This is a genomic window from Paraglaciecola sp. MB-3u-78 (assembly GCF_002835935.1).
In the GTDB taxonomy this organism is placed as follows: Bacteria; Pseudomonadota; Gammaproteobacteria; order Enterobacterales; family Alteromonadaceae; genus Paraglaciecola.
The window spans coordinates 15839-32527 of the sequence record NZ_PJCF01000086.1 but is presented as its reverse complement, the minus strand read 5'-3'; the positions used below and the strand labels follow the sequence as shown (position 1 = coordinate 32527).

At 42.7% G+C, this 16689-nt stretch carries 9 protein-coding genes; 1 reads left to right on the top strand and 8 read right to left on the bottom strand.

Going from position 1 to position 16689, the window contains the following annotated elements:
* Positions 1–9: 9 nt before the first annotated feature.
* The 7 genes from CXF95_RS26555 to CXF95_RS26525 all read right to left on the bottom strand — a co-directional run bounded on the left by CXF95_RS26555 (position 10) and on the right by CXF95_RS26525 (position 13296).
* A complete protein-coding gene (locus CXF95_RS26555) occupies positions 10–2943 on the bottom strand; it encodes a DUF1156 domain-containing protein (protein ID WP_101201432.1) in 2934 nt (977 codons plus the stop codon).
* 9 nt (positions 2944–2952) lie between these two features.
* On the bottom strand, positions 2953–3597 hold the full coding sequence (gene ptuB / locus CXF95_RS26550; RefSeq protein ID WP_101201431.1) for a retron Ec78 anti-phage system effector HNH endonuclease PtuB: 645 nt from the start codon (positions 3595–3597) through the stop codon (positions 2953–2955).
* A 9-nt stretch (positions 3598–3606) separates the two neighbouring features.
* Entirely contained in the window at positions 3607–5046 is a 1440-nt protein-coding gene (locus CXF95_RS26545; protein ID WP_101201430.1) for an AAA family ATPase, read from the bottom strand.
* Positions 5043–8582, bottom strand: coding sequence for a helicase-related protein (locus tag CXF95_RS26540; protein WP_101201429.1), 3540 nt, complete (start codon positions 8580–8582; stop codon positions 5043–5045). Before CXF95_RS26540 ends, CXF95_RS26545 begins: the two co-directional genes overlap by 4 nt.
* Positions 8575–9489: a WYL domain-containing protein gene (locus CXF95_RS26535; RefSeq protein ID WP_101201428.1), complete on the bottom strand. Its 915-nt coding sequence runs from the start codon at positions 9487–9489 to the stop codon at positions 8575–8577. The genes CXF95_RS26540 and CXF95_RS26535 overlap by 8 nt, the downstream gene beginning before the upstream one ends.
* A gap of 931 nt (positions 9490–10420) precedes the next feature.
* Positions 10421–11248 carry an OST-HTH/LOTUS domain-containing protein gene (locus CXF95_RS26530; protein ID WP_101201427.1) on the bottom strand — a complete coding sequence of 276 codons (828 nt, stop codon included), beginning with the start codon at positions 11246–11248 and terminating at the stop codon, positions 10421–10423.
* An 80-nt stretch (positions 11249–11328) separates the two neighbouring features.
* Complete coding sequence (locus tag CXF95_RS26525) at positions 11329–13296, bottom strand: hypothetical protein (RefSeq protein WP_101201426.1); 1968 nt, start codon at positions 13294–13296, stop codon at positions 11329–11331.
* A 251-nt stretch (positions 13297–13547) separates the two neighbouring features.
* Here CXF95_RS26525 and CXF95_RS31230 point away from each other — a divergent pair, with 251 nt between their 5' ends.
* On the top strand, positions 13548–13682 hold the full coding sequence (locus CXF95_RS31230; protein ID WP_255418962.1) for a hypothetical protein: 135 nt from the start codon (positions 13548–13550) through the stop codon (positions 13680–13682).
* Positions 13683–14247: 565 nt separating this feature from the next.
* Here CXF95_RS31230 and CXF95_RS26520 read toward each other — a convergent pair.
* Complete coding sequence (locus CXF95_RS26520) at positions 14248–15528, bottom strand: site-specific integrase (RefSeq protein WP_101201425.1); 1281 nt, start codon at positions 15526–15528, stop codon at positions 14248–14250.
* Positions 15529–16689: the final 1161 nt, after the last annotated feature.

Sequence of the window (16689 nt, the reverse complement as noted above, 5' to 3'; positions counted from 1 at the left end):
TAATCTCCCTTAAAAGCCAAATCCAGCTTGTTCGTCTTTATGTCCAACCTCGTGTGAGGCAGCTACAATCCCATGCCAGGACCCAATCAATTCGTTATAGGCGCGGGCTTCCTCTGTCCATTTTTTACGCTCACATAGTGTGTATAAGTGATAAGCTAACTGGCGAATAGGTTCACCACGCTCTGGCATACGAGCCAATAAGGCACCTGCTGCACTTTCACCTTGTTGATTTAAAGCACGAATTAACTGGTGGCAAGCTTCCCAAATAGGGGTGCGGGAGTCGGTTTTAGGATCCCAATCACTGGGATATTCGCTCCACTTTAATAAACGTACTTTACCACTACCGGCTTCAATGACACCGGCATCACGCACACCTTCTACCGAAGTGCCTTTGGCGCGTGCCAGAGTATCCGCCTCGCCAAACTGGCCTTCACTCCAGCCGTATTGGCTAAACCAGTCGTCACAAAAGAGGGTGTCGGCATCAAAGTTGCCGCTGTCGGGGTTTAAGTATTCGGTAATGGCGCGGTTAATTAAAATCAGTGCTTCGTGTACACTCATATTACTGCCATCCTGGTTCAGTACCGCCGCGTATTTAGAATAAATAGCCATACCTGGTCCAATGGCTGCCTGGGCTAAATCCACCGGGGCGATGGGCGTGGAGCCTGTTTCGCTTCCAATCATGGCTTCCAAAGCGTCGGGCATTTGCTCCCGCAGTTCACGTTGAAAATCTCGGCGAGAGATCGATGGAGCTTTAACCGCCCTTCTTTTACAAACTAGCACTACCGACGAAGCCAAAGCATTTGTACCAGCAGCAATCATACGATTAGCTAATTCAGTACGCATTGGCCAGGTACCATCAATAGAAAATCCAGCCAAAATAATCGCCTCTAAAAATGTTTCCCAACCTGTATTAGATGTACTACCTTCTTTGGTTTCGGATTGCTTGAACGCATAGTAAATTGAGACCGGAAATGCTGGATGACCTTGCTCAGCCATTCTATGAATGGCTTTTGTCATACCATCTAAAAAGAATGTTTCGGCTTTTTCCTTACTACCATGTCGATAAGGAGTCGCAACCAATTCTTCTAGTTTAGGTACCGCCAATGTCGCAAACAAATTTGGAAATACAGTTTTTAAAGAACGGCGCATCCAAACATAGAAATAATCAGATAAGTCCGCATAGCCAATATTATCGTAGTAAGGAGGGTCGGTCGAAATAACCTTGTTTGTTGAAACATTTTGTGTTGCAGCATCCGCTTGTAATACAATACCTGGTACAAGCGAATTTAACTTAGTGCAAGCATTTAAATTGTCAGATGTATACTTTATCGCTTTGAGCCAGCATATCGACTTATCTCCCATAATATTTGATTCAGGGAAATCCCATGTCATAGGCAGTGCCTGTCTCTTATATGTTTGCATTACTTGCTCACCAGAAGCCTTCCATGTAGCAATACTGCTGTTGTAGTCAGCAAGTCTATCTAATGCAAAAGCTAAATATACGGATAGTGCTTCGCCATAAGCGGTGGTTCCCATTCCTCCTTGATCAATCCCTAACTCATCTATTCTCATACCAGCCGCTTTTGCATCACTAATGGCCTTAATCCGAGCTTCATCAATTAAGTCTGAAAAAGTGGTTAGCCCTAATAATTGTCGCGGAGTGAAAAGATCACCATATTGATTCAAGCCGTATAATTGAGTTCTAATATCCCGAGGGTTGTGATTTATCTGTGTAGTTGGCCCCCATTTTGAATGGGCTGAATCCGCAACCTTTTGTATTGCTAATGTTGGTGCCAGATAAACTCGCCCTGATTTCCCCGCTGCAACTACAGCCATTAAACGCTTACTAAATGTACCTTGCTGCCCCTGTTCGCGAATCGCTTTAACAGGTATAGGAGTTCCAGATACTAGGCACTTAAAGTTTCCACCATTTCCTACTTTGGTTCCTAACTTTGCCTCAGTTGGAAGGTTCCCTACTTTCACTTCAAAATGATAGGTATCACCAGCAATAACAGGCTGAACATAAGCTTCTTTGCCTTTCTTACTAGAAAGCACAAAACTCGAAGCTAAAGGAACATCTACATGATTAAAAGCTAGGTTAGGACTTTTGACCGTGCGTGCCCATATCCAAGTGATTACAGTTAACTCTTCTCCCGCATAGGCCTTTAAATCAGGCCGCTCAGCGATTATCTCATCGGTGATCAGAACCTTGGGGTACAAATGTCCAATACGCTTCATGGCTTCTTCGCGCATCCAATGGCCATAACGCCGAACATCCTCGGCCAAGCCCTTTACACCACTCCAATCTTCAAAAGCATCTTTGGTTGCTTTCTTTTTGTTAGTCTTATCTGAGTCTGGTATTGGGCCAACAGGTGCCTGACCTGCAAACTTCGGTGGAATTTCGATCATGGCTTTGTTGATCATGACTGCCACAGGGTTTAAATCACTGGCATAACTTTCTAGTCCTAAGCGTTGTGCCTCTAATGGGATAGCACCACCACCAGCAAAAGGATCGTGAAAGGCTGGTAGTTTGTCAGGGTTAAACAATTCGGACGCTTGAGGATGATTGCGGTTTAAATAACAGGTTTCACACCAACTCTCTTTAATGGCTTCGCGAGCACGATTAATCACCTCTTCGTTATTTGTGTTTTCCCACTTGACTAAATCGCGAATAATTTGAAACAGTTTTTCCCGCTTTATTTCGGCTTCATTTTTATTGACGCCGTACTTAAAACCATCACCTTGTTGGTAGCCAGGGTCGTTAACCATTTGTGAGAAAATCACTGCACGAGCTGCAGGCAATGGCCTGCGAGCCCACCAAAGATGCAACCCTCTTGGGTGAGCACCTATACCTGGTTGTTTTTCGTGGGCGCAAGCAATATTAATTTCATCTAACGGCAATGCCACTTCGATCAGTTTTTTTGGGCTATAAATTTTGGTCATTTAATTCTCTCATGCCGGTAGCAACACATGTTTAATGGCTGTAGTAAAAGGCAATTTTTTTATATTGTCTAATTCGTTTTGCAGCAGTGGCAACCATTCGGCTTCGTCGAATTCTGCGGCATAGCTTGCAAGTTCTTCTGCTGTTTGCATATAGCCTTTTACAGCTGATTCTCGAATTTTGCGTAAGGCACCATTTAGATTAAATATGCGAATTGTTTCCTCAGCACGATGTTTCTGATTAGGGTTTAATCCTTTGACTGGTACGACATTGCCGTCCGATAAAAACTCAAGAAACGCTTCAGGGTCTTCGTCGTCTATCTTGATAAGGTCTTCATGGATATATCGCGGTAGGTAGTCTTTATGCTTGCCACAACTGTCTTGACGGTTGCAAGAGCCAAATATATTGCTCCACAGAAAAGTTCCTTGAGGATAACTATTGGCTCTGCGCTGGCGTAAATGCTCTATGTGTGAGTTACTGTTAGCTCGGTCTGTTTTTATTTCAGCTTCACAGTAAGCGCAGCGATACTGCTGCATTTCGTCGAGCTTTAGCCAGATTTCACTTTTGTGTTCTGGCGTAACATTGCCCCAATTATCTCTTCCATGTTGATACTGGCACAAACATGTTGGCGGTATAGGGCGATTTAGTTTATGCATCTTCGCCCCTTAATTGTTGCGCTTTGGCAGTTTGGCCTTCATGGCTTGTAAGCGAATCAATCGTTCGCATTCGAGCCATTCTTGATGAGACTCACCAAAGTGTTCAATGATTTTTTCTTTTAATAGGTTTCCTTGAACATTTTCATGTCCGTGTTGGGTAACGAGTTGTTTGTATTGAGTTAGCCAGTAAGCTTCTTCTACATCTGGGATAGGGTCGACCAATTGTAATTCTGCCATAACATCTGCACTGGCTACCCCCCGGCTTTGTTTTGTTGGTGGATTAGCTGTCGAAATGATTTCATCTGTATTGATATCAACTTCGTGTTTGATAACGCGAATACTTTCTGCCGGCACTGTAGACAGAACTTGGGGGCTGTGAGTCGTTACAATAAATTGAATATTTGGAAATGCCTGACGCAGGGAGGCTATAACTGTTTGCTGCCATTGCGGGTGTAAATGCATATCCACTTCATCAATCATAACAACACCTGGGGATTGCTTAGCGGCCTGGTCTTGTAAATGCCCATTGAGTAATACGCAGCGATAAGCGATATCAGCAATCATCGCTAACATATTTTTAATGCCGTCACTTAATTGAGATATTTTCATCACGCCATGATTTGGATGTTTCAAGACTAACGATTTATCGTATTTTTCGCTGTATTGGAGGTTCTGCCAACCTACCGGTTTTAACACTTCGTTTACCGCATCTTGAACTACTTTTACCGGACGGCGTAACTCGTTAGGTACTTCGATAAACGTTGCGCCATCCTCTAACTGTTTGATTTGATACTCCATAACTTTTAGGTACGCTGAAGTAAACCAATCTTGAAACTGTTTAAAACTGGATGCTGGGTCTAAGCAATCACGATAAGCAAAGGTTCTTATCTGTTCGTTATTTCTTTCTTTTGCACCTTTCTTACCATCCATAAGTCGCTTTTCCCGCCATAGGCGACCTGTTCCGTAATATCCAAATACCGGCAAAGTTCTAGGTGGCAAACTTAAATTTCTTATTGTACTTTGAAGTTCACTAGCCGAATCTTTTAATGCCTTTGCACCTACATCATCTTTGGTTTGTGATTTTTTAGCCTCGCTATCACGATAACGTTGCCAACTACTTATTCCTGTTTTGTAGCAACCAACTGCTGTAATGGATGAAGGAAATTGTCTCGCCATTTCATCCAATGCACCGAATATTGGTGATCTCTGCTCAGCGGATTTTGAGATTTTCACATCATCAATGATAATGGTGTTGGCTGGGTCAGCGTAGGCTGTTTTTGCTAAATCGAATTGACTGATAAATGGCCACAGCGCAATACGAATTGCATCTAGAATTGACGTTTTACCTTGACCATTGTTTGCAGTCAATACTGTGATGTTTGAGTGGAGATCAATATCCAAATGCTGATAGCAGCGAAAATTTTCCAGCGTTATTTTTTCTAATTTCATAAACTATGCTCCGGCTTTACAGCCTTCGATAACAGATCACTGAGATCATAATTAATGCTGGCTACGCCAAAATCAGGTTCGACATTAAAAGGATTTTTTACGTAATACGGACCTTCATGCGAGTCTGCATCGACTACAACAATGGCTAGAATAAACTTTTCAGCTTGGTTTAAGCCATAAATTATTTCGTTTCGACTCACGGTAATGGTGCTTTGGCCTTTGGAGCGGCCTTTTACTTCAATATGGCGGTCTGGCTTGATGGAGCCGTCGGCATTAACGGGTGGGCGCGAAGTCACGTCCCAACCACACTTTTCAGCGCCGACATCGGTAACACAATGACCAAATGCTTGCTCTGCTTGCATGACGGCATTCATGGCCACTCGTTCCACCCGTGCACGGGCAGCGGCATCAATGGCAAACGGCGTATCACCTTTGCGCAATGACAATAAACCCTGGGGTATGACCAATGCTCCGCCTATGACCACTGGTGTGCTGGAGACCACATTTTTTCTGGCTATCAATTCGCTTTCTCTTTGCTCCAACCTGGCGGCCAGCTCTTCCGCCTTGCGTTTAAATTGTTCTGGTGCGACACGTGGTTGTTTTCCGGCTTCAACATCAAGTTGCAATTTAATTGCACGATCCTGCTGGTAATTGATTTCTTTTACTAGGCGTTCCCTCACTGCTGCATGAATTTTAGTCACCTGCCTTTCTCGCCGGTCTTTAACTTCGGCATAATGCTCTGGCACTAATTGTTGAGAAGCATGGTTAAGTGCCATTGCGTCTAGATTATTATTGAGCCAGTCTGCTTGTAGTATGTCTGCCACCAGTTTGTGATCGTAATCGTCAATGGCTTGCAAATCTAAGTGTGGTGCCCAACCTGCATTGGTGGCCTTACCCTGTTCATCAATTTCAACAAACTGTAAACGCCGTGATGCCACTACACCATCATGACCACTCTCTCGCACAGTGTGGTCTACCATAAATAAAACTTTGGGTTCGGTGTTGTCGTCATTGGGGTCGACTAATACGGCACCTTGTTTGAGCTTTGGCCTATGTGCTTGTAGGACTAAATCGGTTGCTGAATGCATCAGCGGATGACTAGGATGGATCATATCTGCCATGGGTTTGCCGGGCTGGCGAACATGTTGTTTTTCAAAACAGATGCGTTCATATTTTTTGAGCACAGGCGTTCGACTTTCGCCGATAATACGATCCCGCTCACGAAGGGCTGCGGGTACATAGCGCACCTCAAAACGACCCGCTTCACGCGCACGGGTTTCACCACCTAAGGTTTGAAAGGCTTCGGTAAAAAATGCACGAATAAAATAGGGTTGCAGTTTACGTGCTTCAGCTTTTTCCATTTCTTCTTTTACCGCATAAAGTTCATCTAGCCCCATATGCTGATCGACCAGTGCATTGCGTTTGATGATTTCTTTCAGGTGTTCTGAGTCGAGCGCGCCTTCAATTACCTCATTCATTTTTGCTTTGGTTTTAGGGTCTTCCCCATAACGTATTGCTTGCACTAATAGCTCTTTTAGGGAGATGTTATCGAAGGCCTCACCCAATATGTCGAATACTTTTCCACCCAACGCTTTCTTTTCGATTTCTATTTTGTCGAACAGTTTTTGGAAAACTTCCCCTTCACGAGTTTCACTGGCTACGAGGTTCCAAAGGTGGCACACCTCTGTTTGGCCGATTCGGTGAATACGACCAAAACGTTGCTCCAATCGATTTGGATTCCAGGGTAAATCATAATTCACCATTAAATTGGCGTTTTGTAAATTAACGCCTTCGCCTGCAGCGTCGGTTGCTACCAGCACCACAACTTCGGGGTCGTTACGGAATTCTTCCTGAATTTTTCGTCTGGCATCGCGATTAGTAGCCCCAGAAATGGTGCGCACTGCATTGGTATTGCCAAGCATGTCGCCGATCCTGGTTACTAGGTAATTGAGGGTATCTTTGTGTTCGGTAAAGATGATTAGCTTTCTTCTGCTTCCGCTCACCGTAAACATTTCAGGCTTATCTTGTAACAGGCAAGAGAGTTCTTCCCATTTTTTATCGTTACCAGATTGCACAACGGTGAGCGATTGGTATTCAAGATCCTTAAGACTCAGGATTTCGGCTTCAAGTTCGGGAATAGTTTCTGCCGCGGATGCTTGATCCACAACTTGCTCGGCATATAACTCGTATTCCTCTGCACTGAGATCTTCATCCAACTCGTCATAATTGTCAGGCAAACCGTTTTTATTATTAGCGGTATATTCAGCCAGTGTTTCAGCAATACCTTCTCGCTGAACAGCCTGCCCCCTTGCTAATAATTTGGTTTCTTCAAGCCTTGCTTCTAAACGTTTTCGTCGTCTTTTTAATGATTGATAGATTGCTTCAGGGCTAGAGGCCAATCTGCGTTGCAGCATGGTTAGGGCAAAACCAACATTATTCTTCTTTTTACCGTCGAGTTTATCTGCACGATTCATTTCTTCGCGCACGTAGGTGGTAACTTGCTCGTAAAGTGATGCCTCTGGCGGCGATAAGGCATAGTTAGCCGTGTAGGCACTGCGCTCTGGAAACAGTGGCGTACCGTCAAACTTGAGCAGCTCTTCTTTAACCATGCGACGCATCATGTCTGTTACGTCGACCTTATGGGCACCTTCACGGAATTTACCATAAAAGCGATCACCATCGAGCAACGATAGCCAAATTTGGAAGTCTTCTTCTTTACCGTTATGCGGTGTTGCTGTCATCAGTAAGTAGTGGCGAGTAATAGAGCCGAGCAATTCCCCTAACAGGAAGCGTTTGGTTTTATTAACCTTATTGCCGAAATAATTGGCGGATAGTTTGTGGGCCTCGTCAACAATGATTAAGTCCCATTCGGTATTTTTAAGCTTCTCCTGGAAGTCTTCATTTCGGGAGAGTTGATCGAGCCGACAAATAAGCTGGTCCGTCTCATCAAAGTAGTTGCCTGATGCGCATTGCTCTTGTTTTTCACGACTAAAAATATCAAAGGTTACCCCAAATTTTTCTAATAGTTCATCTTGCCATTGCTCGGTGAGTGAGCCGGGCGAGACGATTAGAATACGTTTAGCATCAGCTCGCATGAGTAACTCACGAATGAGTAAGCCCGCCATAATCGTTTTACCCGCACCTGGGTCGTCTGCCAAGACGTAGCGCAGGGGCTGTTTGGGTAACATATGCTCATAGACTGCGGAAATCTGATGAGGATAAGGGTCAACGTTCGAGGTATGAACGGCCATCATTGGATCAAACAGCGCTGCCTGTGTAATACGGTAAGCTTCGAGGCCCAGCTTAAATTCTGCACCAGGAGCATCAAACGCCCAAGGGCGACCGGTTTTAGCGAGTTCCAGCCTTACTTCGTCAGTGCGAAACAGCATCTGCTCGCCCAATTGACCCTGACTGTCTTTGTAATAAACAGTAATGGCATCGGCACCAATCGCCTCCACTTGCACCACTCGCACAATCTCTTCAGCCTGAATACCTCTGATTTGTGCGTCTTTTTTTATGTCTTCTAACTTAACCATTATTGACCTCCATATCTGTTTTATATCCCGGCGCTATCGCCAAATTCTCAGCGCCGTAAAGACTTTGTTGGTTGCGCAGCCAAAGCTGGTATTCGCCGCCTATTAATCTGGCATCTTCGGTGCAGTCCACGTTCCAGCGTCTTAACAAATAACCGGCCAAAGCGGCTCGTACGTTTAGATTAAGCACGCCAGCACTCATGCCGTAATCCATTTCTATAGCAGTGGGAAACTGCACATTGTTGGGGTGTGGTATCAGTTGCAGTGGCATAATTCGCTGCCACTGATGATCTTCGAGTTTGACTTCATGTTGTTCGGGCGCTTTGTCGTCACTGTCGTCGAGTAGTTTTACCTTGCTGATACGGGTGAGCACAAAATCGCGAAACGAAGAGGATTTGCGATCGAAGGCTCTTACATGCCAACGCAATCCGTTATCAATAATACTATGGGGCACCAGTTCACGGCTGGCTGAGCCACTGCTTAAAGAGGTATAAATTACACTAACCGCTTTTTTATTGAGTATGGCCTGCACCAGACGGGCGACGATAAAAATATCCGGCACGTTAAGCTGGCTTGGGGCTTCGACGGGAAACTGTATATCGCCGATGGCATCAAAACCATCACTAATGTTATTGGCTAACTTGACCAGAGTTTTGCGGGCGTCATGCTCAAATAAAGGGCTAAAGAGCTTGCTTTGGCGATAGAGTTTACCTGGATTATCAAACTCGCAGTTATCTGGTGCCAGTTCACGATACAGCGCAATATCTCGCGTAGCATTGGCCATACCCATTTCAAATTTATTAGTTAAGTCACCACGGGAAAAGGAGCCTTTAAACAACAATAAAAAGTCGATAAACGCCAGGCGGCGCTTCTGGGCAAAGTTGAGCTGTTCAAGTTCGTTATTCTGCATACTTCCTTATCTACTACGACTGCGACATCTAACGTTAACTTCAAAACGTAATCATTTTGATTAGCGGATAATCTACGACTCATGGCTCTTGTTGTCAATCATAAACGTGCTTTGTTCGGTCGGCTTATTTTCTCGGTTTTATAAGCCCTAACCCACCACAGGATAATTCGCCTCGCCCCACAATGCCTGGGGATTATCCATCATCACTTCAATAATTATGGGTACCAGTTTGCCCAGAAGACTAACTCCATCATTCAATTGGCTGCGGTTCACATGTCTGTTCTAAGTAGCACCGCCGTAAATGATTTGATTACGAAGCTTATATAGCCTGGTCAGTACCAGTTCGATGATGTTATCGGTCTGTTGTTTTGCTAGGGCCGTGTTGGCTTGTTGCTTGGCTTTGTCGAATTTTACTTGCCAGTTGGCGGCATTATCGTGACCGTTTTGATTATCCCGAAAGGGGGGATACGGATGATCAGGTCGGCGAGCCGAATATAATTGATGTTATGAAAGAAAACGCGTATTTGTTTGACGTAAATAACAAGCTAGCTAATGAATAGTCAACTTATGCTGGCAGCAAGCTTTTGGCACTTTAGCTAGCCAAAATCAGAGCCAGTTTGTGTTAATATGTATTAACAAAAGCAATAATATTGGTAAGGTATAACCAAGTTTTGTTGGTAATTAAGAAGTGAAAAATCGAGGCTGTTACCAACATTGTACATACGGGTCTGCCAATAACCTGCCTAGGGGGGTTGAGCGATCAACGTTCATACGTGTTGGCTAAGTCGTATGACAAGTTCACGGCAATAGCGGTCATACGCCGGTCAAAATTATGTGAGACGTTTGTGCCATAGCCCGCAAGTTAGGTGAGCCATAGTGATTGACAGTTGTGAACAATTTCCTACTGTTTGCAATTGGCATATTGAATGACTCAAGTTACCCATTCCGCTTTCAATCTATACAAAATTCTAGCTCCTCCTTTTGGTGTGGCTTCTTCGTGTATATCAAAAATTTTACTGGCTTGGATAAGTTTCTTTAGTGAGCTATATCCATGCTTTTCTTTCATTTTCTCAAGCTCTTCTGGTGCATGTTCCTTGATTAGGTGGCCAGCTGAGCTAATTAAAGCCCACCCGTCTTCTCTACTTATTTGAGTGGCGATGTCTCCAAGCATAAGTACTAAATGGCTTTGCCTTAAAAAAGATAATTCTAGTTCTTTTCTGCCTTTCTCGGATTGCAAGTAATCACCTAATTCCTCTCGTCCTTTGTGCAAAGCCTTAGCAACTGATTGTACGTTTTTGATTTCGAGCCTAATTTTTTCTGCCTGTTCATCAAGTTCTTGGCCTAGCGCTTCGCAACTTTTAGCAGAATTTATATTAAAGCGAGGTAATAGATGATGAATCAGATCATTTCTATCTGAGACTAATTGGGCGAGAGTTGCTTTCTGACTTTGATAATAATCTTCATCAAACTTAATCCTGAAACTGAATGATAAATATGCTTCATCCAGTTGCTCGGGCTCGTGCGAGCCAGCCTCTAACATTGGGTTTGAACTTTCGACATATTCCCCAACCAAGGTCCCCATCGTTTGCTTATTTACTTTGTTTTCCTGTTGTTGTTTTAGTGTTTTGATTTCACTGGTAAATCCAGCGAGATTGCCATTAGCGACAATAAACTTAAACAGTTGCTCAAGCTGTTGAAAAAGAACCACGTTCCTTCCTACTTTCCTTAGTACTTCATCCACAAATTCTTCGTTTTTCACGTGTGTTAATCCTTTATCGTTCTTCTAATTTTCATGTTATTGACTATAGATGAATCGCTTTGCTCAACCTAAATATTTAATCAGTGGTTTTTTCTCAAAAAGGGGCTATCTGTCGCTGGCTTAAGCTTTGCGATTCTATGATAAGGCTTGTAGAGTTCATCCCAAAAGTAAGTATTTAAATCACGCGCGACGCTTTCCAGCCTTACTTCAATAAAAGGGTTTTTTATTTCAAAAACATCGTTAGCCATCATTTCACGTAAATACCGTTCATGATTATTTTTGTTGAGTTTTTCAATTTGTAGTAAAGTTGCCAAAGTATCTCTGGCTATAAACCCCCTTAGTGGGCCATAACTTCTCTCACTGCAAGCATCTAGTGCCTCCTTAAAAAAACGACTTGCAGATTTAAACTCATTTAAGGCTATGCAGTGTTTTGCTTTGGCTGCCAAAGCCGGTGCTTGCCAAATTTGATATCCTTCATTTTTCTCTATTTCTGCAAGTAAATACTCAACTGTTTCTTGAATGTTCTTAGGTCGTTTGCTTGTATCCATGTCGACCAAATAGTTCAGTTCAAGCTGAATAATCCCTGCTTCCTCAAATAGGCTAGTTGCTACTTCTTTTAAACGGTTCAGTCCAGCGTTAAAAGCTTTGGGGTTATGAGCTAAACTTTGAATAACTTGCGTCAATACCCAGTAACGGTCTTCTTTCTGAAATGATCTCCACGGCGAGCCTTTCGTAACATTTTTTTGCAGTACATCTATGGCTATCGTTTCACTGGCCCATCTAGCTTGCTCATCTACTTTATACTTAAATAAGTCGATCGTCGTATCCTTATTTTCATCAAAAAGATCCATTAACGGGTCACTTGATTTCATACCATTAAATCGCTTTGTAAGTATTTCACCAAGTAATGAAGACGAGCAAGTAAACATGGAAGGTGCAACAGATAAGAACAAACTGTGTTTATCTATTAAGGGAAGCTTGCCGTCAAACCACTCATTTTCTGCTAACTCTCCGTGATTTAACCGATGCGCTTCAATTGTTAGGTTATAGATATATTTATAAATATGGCAAAGTTGTAAAACTTTGTTTTGTGCAAGATCCATATTTTTCGGTGAAACACATGGACACAAATATTTAATTAAGCGCTTGTAACCATCTTGTATTGCTTTAGCTATATGAAGCCTCTGCCTGATAGTTTTAAAGGTTGGTTGAGCATATCGGATAGACATCAATTTAATGAAGTTTTTAATATTTTCTAACTTACCATTACCAGCGATGATTTTATCAATCTCACTAGAGTTTCTAATAGGTATTTCGTGGATTAAATCTTCCGAAGATAGATTTTTAAATTGAATAAACTTGGCAACTGTTTCTAGTTGGATTTCAACAGCCGCTGAACTGTCAACATATAAACAGCCTTTAAATTCTATATCGCTTTTGTCAGGAAAGCTGTTTTTAATCGTATCATATCGGGGGACCTTACCACTCTTCCAGTTGTATATATTCCGAATTAAATTATCAGGATCGTTGTTATTTAAACGGGTTTCTCGAATTCTATCCAATGGAATACCAATCAGGTCGAGTAGCCAAGCACAAACTTGTTCTACAGGCATCATGACTCTCAAACGATCTTCTGTTTCTGTCGGTAAATACCAGAAACGCCCTCCAGGCATTCCTTTGTCAGTTACATCATCAAGATGCCAAAACGCCATAACTCTTGCAATGCCAGGAACGTATGAGTGACTAATTAGTTGCCAAATAACCTGCTTTGCATCTGCATTAAAGGTCCAGGTTTTGAGCTCTAGTGCCTTCTGAAATAGTGCGAAATTAACAATGTGGGTACTTAGATCTGCACAAGCCGATTCATCGTTATGAATTTCAAGTGCGCGATATATTCCATCAAGTATTTCATTCAGTTGTTCGTAATGTTTGTTTAAAGGCCTCTTGAGTTGCGCGAATGAAGCTTTTTGTTTAGTCGTGTATGGAGGTAATTCGAGGCTTTGATGAACTTGCAATAAAATTGCTTCAATTGATGGGGCGGCGTTCATAAGTTTTCCTTACTCGTTAATTATCCTTAATTATTCCCGTAGGGAATAAACTCTACCATGAAACATCATGACCTCCCCCTATAACAGTAGAAAATTTAAGGGGGGACAACTAGTTTCATGTTTTATGACCGACTCTAATTTTAATATTCCAACTGTCGAGAAGATCAATAGGTCTAATGAGACAAGCAAATAGCTTAACTATTTGAATAATTAATCCGGAATTTTTAATTCCAATTAAAGAGGAACTTAACATGGCAAATACTAATGACATGTCAAACGATGAACTAGATCTTTGGTCTGATATTAACAACCCAAACAATGATGCAGATATGGATGATTGGTCTGATGGCCACAATCCTAACAATGATGACTACCTAGGAGAGTAAATATGGATATTAACTTAGTTCAAAACCTACATATGGGGCAAAACCCAAACTGGCCTAGCCGTAAAGGGAATCCATCTGGGTCCGGAAGAGGGAATAACCCACCAAAAGGTAAGTAAGCTCAAAGGAAACAGAGGGACATCTCTGTTTCCTTAAACTTGAAAATTAGCAACCAAGCATTTTTAAATACATATTATGTGCGGTTGACTATGATTATACAATTCAGTGTCGGGTATCCACTGCAACGGAAAAGCTCATACTGGGGGATTTAATAACTTTTGACTGCTGGTTCACGGCAAGAGCCAAAAGCCGTCATACGTGATAATTGAATTACTGAGACTAGATCGACGTCAGACTAAAAAGAAGAAAAAAGCTATGACCGGAAACTTGGGCTTTGCAGTCGTTTACTTCCTAGTCGATGGAGAGCACTGTTCGTTTAACTTGCTAGTAATCGAAGCGAAATAAAGAGGCCGGTAACTGCCATTGAGTCAGTCAACAAATGAATGACGAACGACGGGTATGGCACATAGGTGCTAGTCAGTCTAGTGTGATTGGATTCTTAGCGGTGTTAAATACATCCACGTTTTCTATAATTGTCAGCCCATGCCTTAGCTTTCTTGGCGAACAACTCTTTTGTCTTATCAGGCACATCGAATCGGTCTTTAATCTCTTTGGCCTCAACAGGCATATCCATACCTGACAATTGGTTGCTGAACATTTTCGGCACAACATGGCTGTAGTGTTGTTCAATCATTTGGATACTGGTGCCACACTGTCTAGCCAGAACGTCTATAGACACACTTTGTGCCATTAATTCCCAGGTAATATAGGTGTGTCGCAGTGAATATAGCGTACGAGTGCCACTTGGTGACTCTTTCATATCGCATTCTTTGAGCAGCCGAGAAAAGGTCGGTCCGAGTTCGTTTGTTGTATCTCCGTTTGGTAGTCGAAACAATAAGTCTGTCGCTTTGCGGTTCTTGTGTTTTAGTATCAGAAGTTGAATAACATCAAATATACCTTGCTTACAAACGACTTGGCGCGTTCCAGTATGTTTGGTTGTTTTTCCTTTTCTAACGGTGATGAAAAACCGGCTCTTGTGATCGTGTGACTCAACTTGTATATCTCCCCAAGTCAGATGGTCTAGTTCGGTTCCCGGTCTTAGTCCAGAGTTGATAGCAAATTCCATGTAACAAAACAGTAGCTGTCTAATGTCTGCGGTAACTTGCTTTCTGCTGTTCTTCATCATTTCAGCGTTGCTAAATACTAAGTGTTCATATTCATCCGGTGTGAATGATGCTCGTCTAGTACCTTGGACGCCTTTGTTTGAAAGAACAGGCACTTGTATAGGCAACATCCATTGATTTTCTATCGCTTGCTTGAAGACCATCTGCATTGCCGCGTTGTGAGTCAGAATGGTTGACTTGGTCAGCTCCCTTTTAGCTTGTTGTGTACGCCAGACATCAAACTCTCTAAGCTTTTGATGGTCAATAGAGGTGATGTAAATGCGGTCGAAAAAAGTAACATGGTATCTTTTTAAAACATGAATATATTCTCGGTAGCTCGCTATGCCACCACCATTAGCCAATTCGAGCTCCATACAGGCAATGGCTTTTTCGGCAACATCTCGGAAACGCTTACTTTTTGTTAGCGTTCCTGTTTCAGCTTTGATTTTCCATTCCATACGCAGCAACTGTGCTTTGGCAATGGCTTGGTCTTTTCCAACTTCCTTGGTCGATTTGCAATACCATTTACCAAACAATTGAAATCGTGCGTACCACTTCTTGCTGTTGTCCTGAAGATAAATGTATAGCGCGTCATCAATGCTATGTCTGTCAATTTGTGTACTCAATTACGATCCTTGCAAAGAAAACATTTAGTGTCTACTTTTGATTGTAACTGATTTGAATTTAATCGCTATCGTTTTAGAAACTGTACGTAGATTTGGCCATGGTAATGACTGCTAATATTAACTATTGGTGACTGGCTTCATGCAAAGAATTTGCAAAGTGTCTTTTTGTTGTTTTATCCTATTGATGTATATGGATATTTATAGCCACGTTCTTTTCAAAATCTGGTTTCTTCGGGAGTGGCGGTTCGAGTCCGCCCACTGGTACCATTATTTGCAAATAACAATAAACCGACTTATGTCGGTTTTTTTGTGTCTGGGGTTTGAGCACTTTGAAACCTTTTGGGCAGGTCAATAACACTTCCCTGATGATCCGCACCCAAACTCGACTTCCCTGTCTCGTTGTTAAGACGACTGGAGCAATGCTCCAGAAAGTCTCGTCTTAACCCACTGGTACCACTTTGCAAATAGCAATAAACTGACAATATGTCGGTTTATTGTGTCTGGGGTTTGAGCACTTTGAAACCTTTTGGGCAGGCCAATAACACTTCCCTGATGATCCGCACCCAAACTCGACTTCCCTGTCTCGTTGTTAAGACGACTGGAGCAATGCTCCAGAAAGCCTCGTCTTAACCCACTGGTACCACTTTGCAAACAACAATAAACCGACTTATGTCGGTTTTTTTGTGTCTGGGGTTTGAGCACTTTGAAACCTTTTGGGCAGGTCAATAACACTTCCCTGATGATCCGCACCCAAACTCGACTTCCCTGTCTCGTTGTTAAGACGACTGGAGCAATGCTCCAGAAAGCCTCGTCTTAACCCACTGGTACCACTTTGCAAACAACAATAAACCGACTTATGTCGGTTTTTTTGTGTCTGGGGTTTGAGCACTTTGAAACCTTTTGGGCAGGTCAATAACACTTCCCTGATGATCCGCACCCAAACTCGACTTCCCTGTCTCGTTGTTAAGACGACTGGAGCAATGCTCCAGAAAGCCTCGTCTTAACCCACTGGTACCACTTTGCAAATAACAATAAACCGACAATATGTCGGTTTATTGTGTCTAGAATTTGTATCTGTTGTTGGATGGATTAAACCGTTTTTAGGGCTTAAAAGACAAAAGACATTTAATTACCACCGAGGAAAAAGAGGTCGCCGGGTGC

What these genes read in the sequence shown, in the direction of transcription:
- CXF95_RS26555 (WP_101201432.1), bottom strand. Translation starts at nt 2,943, where the DNA reads ATGACCAAAATTTATAGCCCAAAAAAACTGATCGAAGTGGCATTGCCG.
- CXF95_RS26535 (WP_101201428.1), bottom strand. Translation starts at nt 9,489, where the DNA reads ATGCAGAATAACGAACTTGAACAGCTCAACTTTGCCCAGAAGCGCCGC.
- CXF95_RS31230 (WP_255418962.1), top strand. Translation starts at nt 13,548, where the DNA reads ATGGCAAATACTAATGACATGTCAAACGATGAACTAGATCTTTGGTCT.
- ptuB (WP_101201431.1), bottom strand. Translation starts at nt 3,597, where the DNA reads ATGCATAAACTAAATCGCCCTATACCGCCAACATGTTTGTGCCAGTAT.
- CXF95_RS26545 (WP_101201430.1), bottom strand. Translation starts at nt 5,046, where the DNA reads ATGAAATTAGAAAAAATAACGCTGGAAAATTTTCGCTGCTATCAGCAT.
- CXF95_RS26540 (WP_101201429.1), bottom strand. Translation starts at nt 8,582, where the DNA reads ATGGTTAAGTTAGAAGACATAAAAAAAGACGCACAAATCAGAGGTATT.
- CXF95_RS26525 (WP_101201426.1), bottom strand. Translation starts at nt 13,296, where the DNA reads ATGAACGCCGCCCCATCAATTGAAGCAATTTTATTGCAAGTTCATCAA.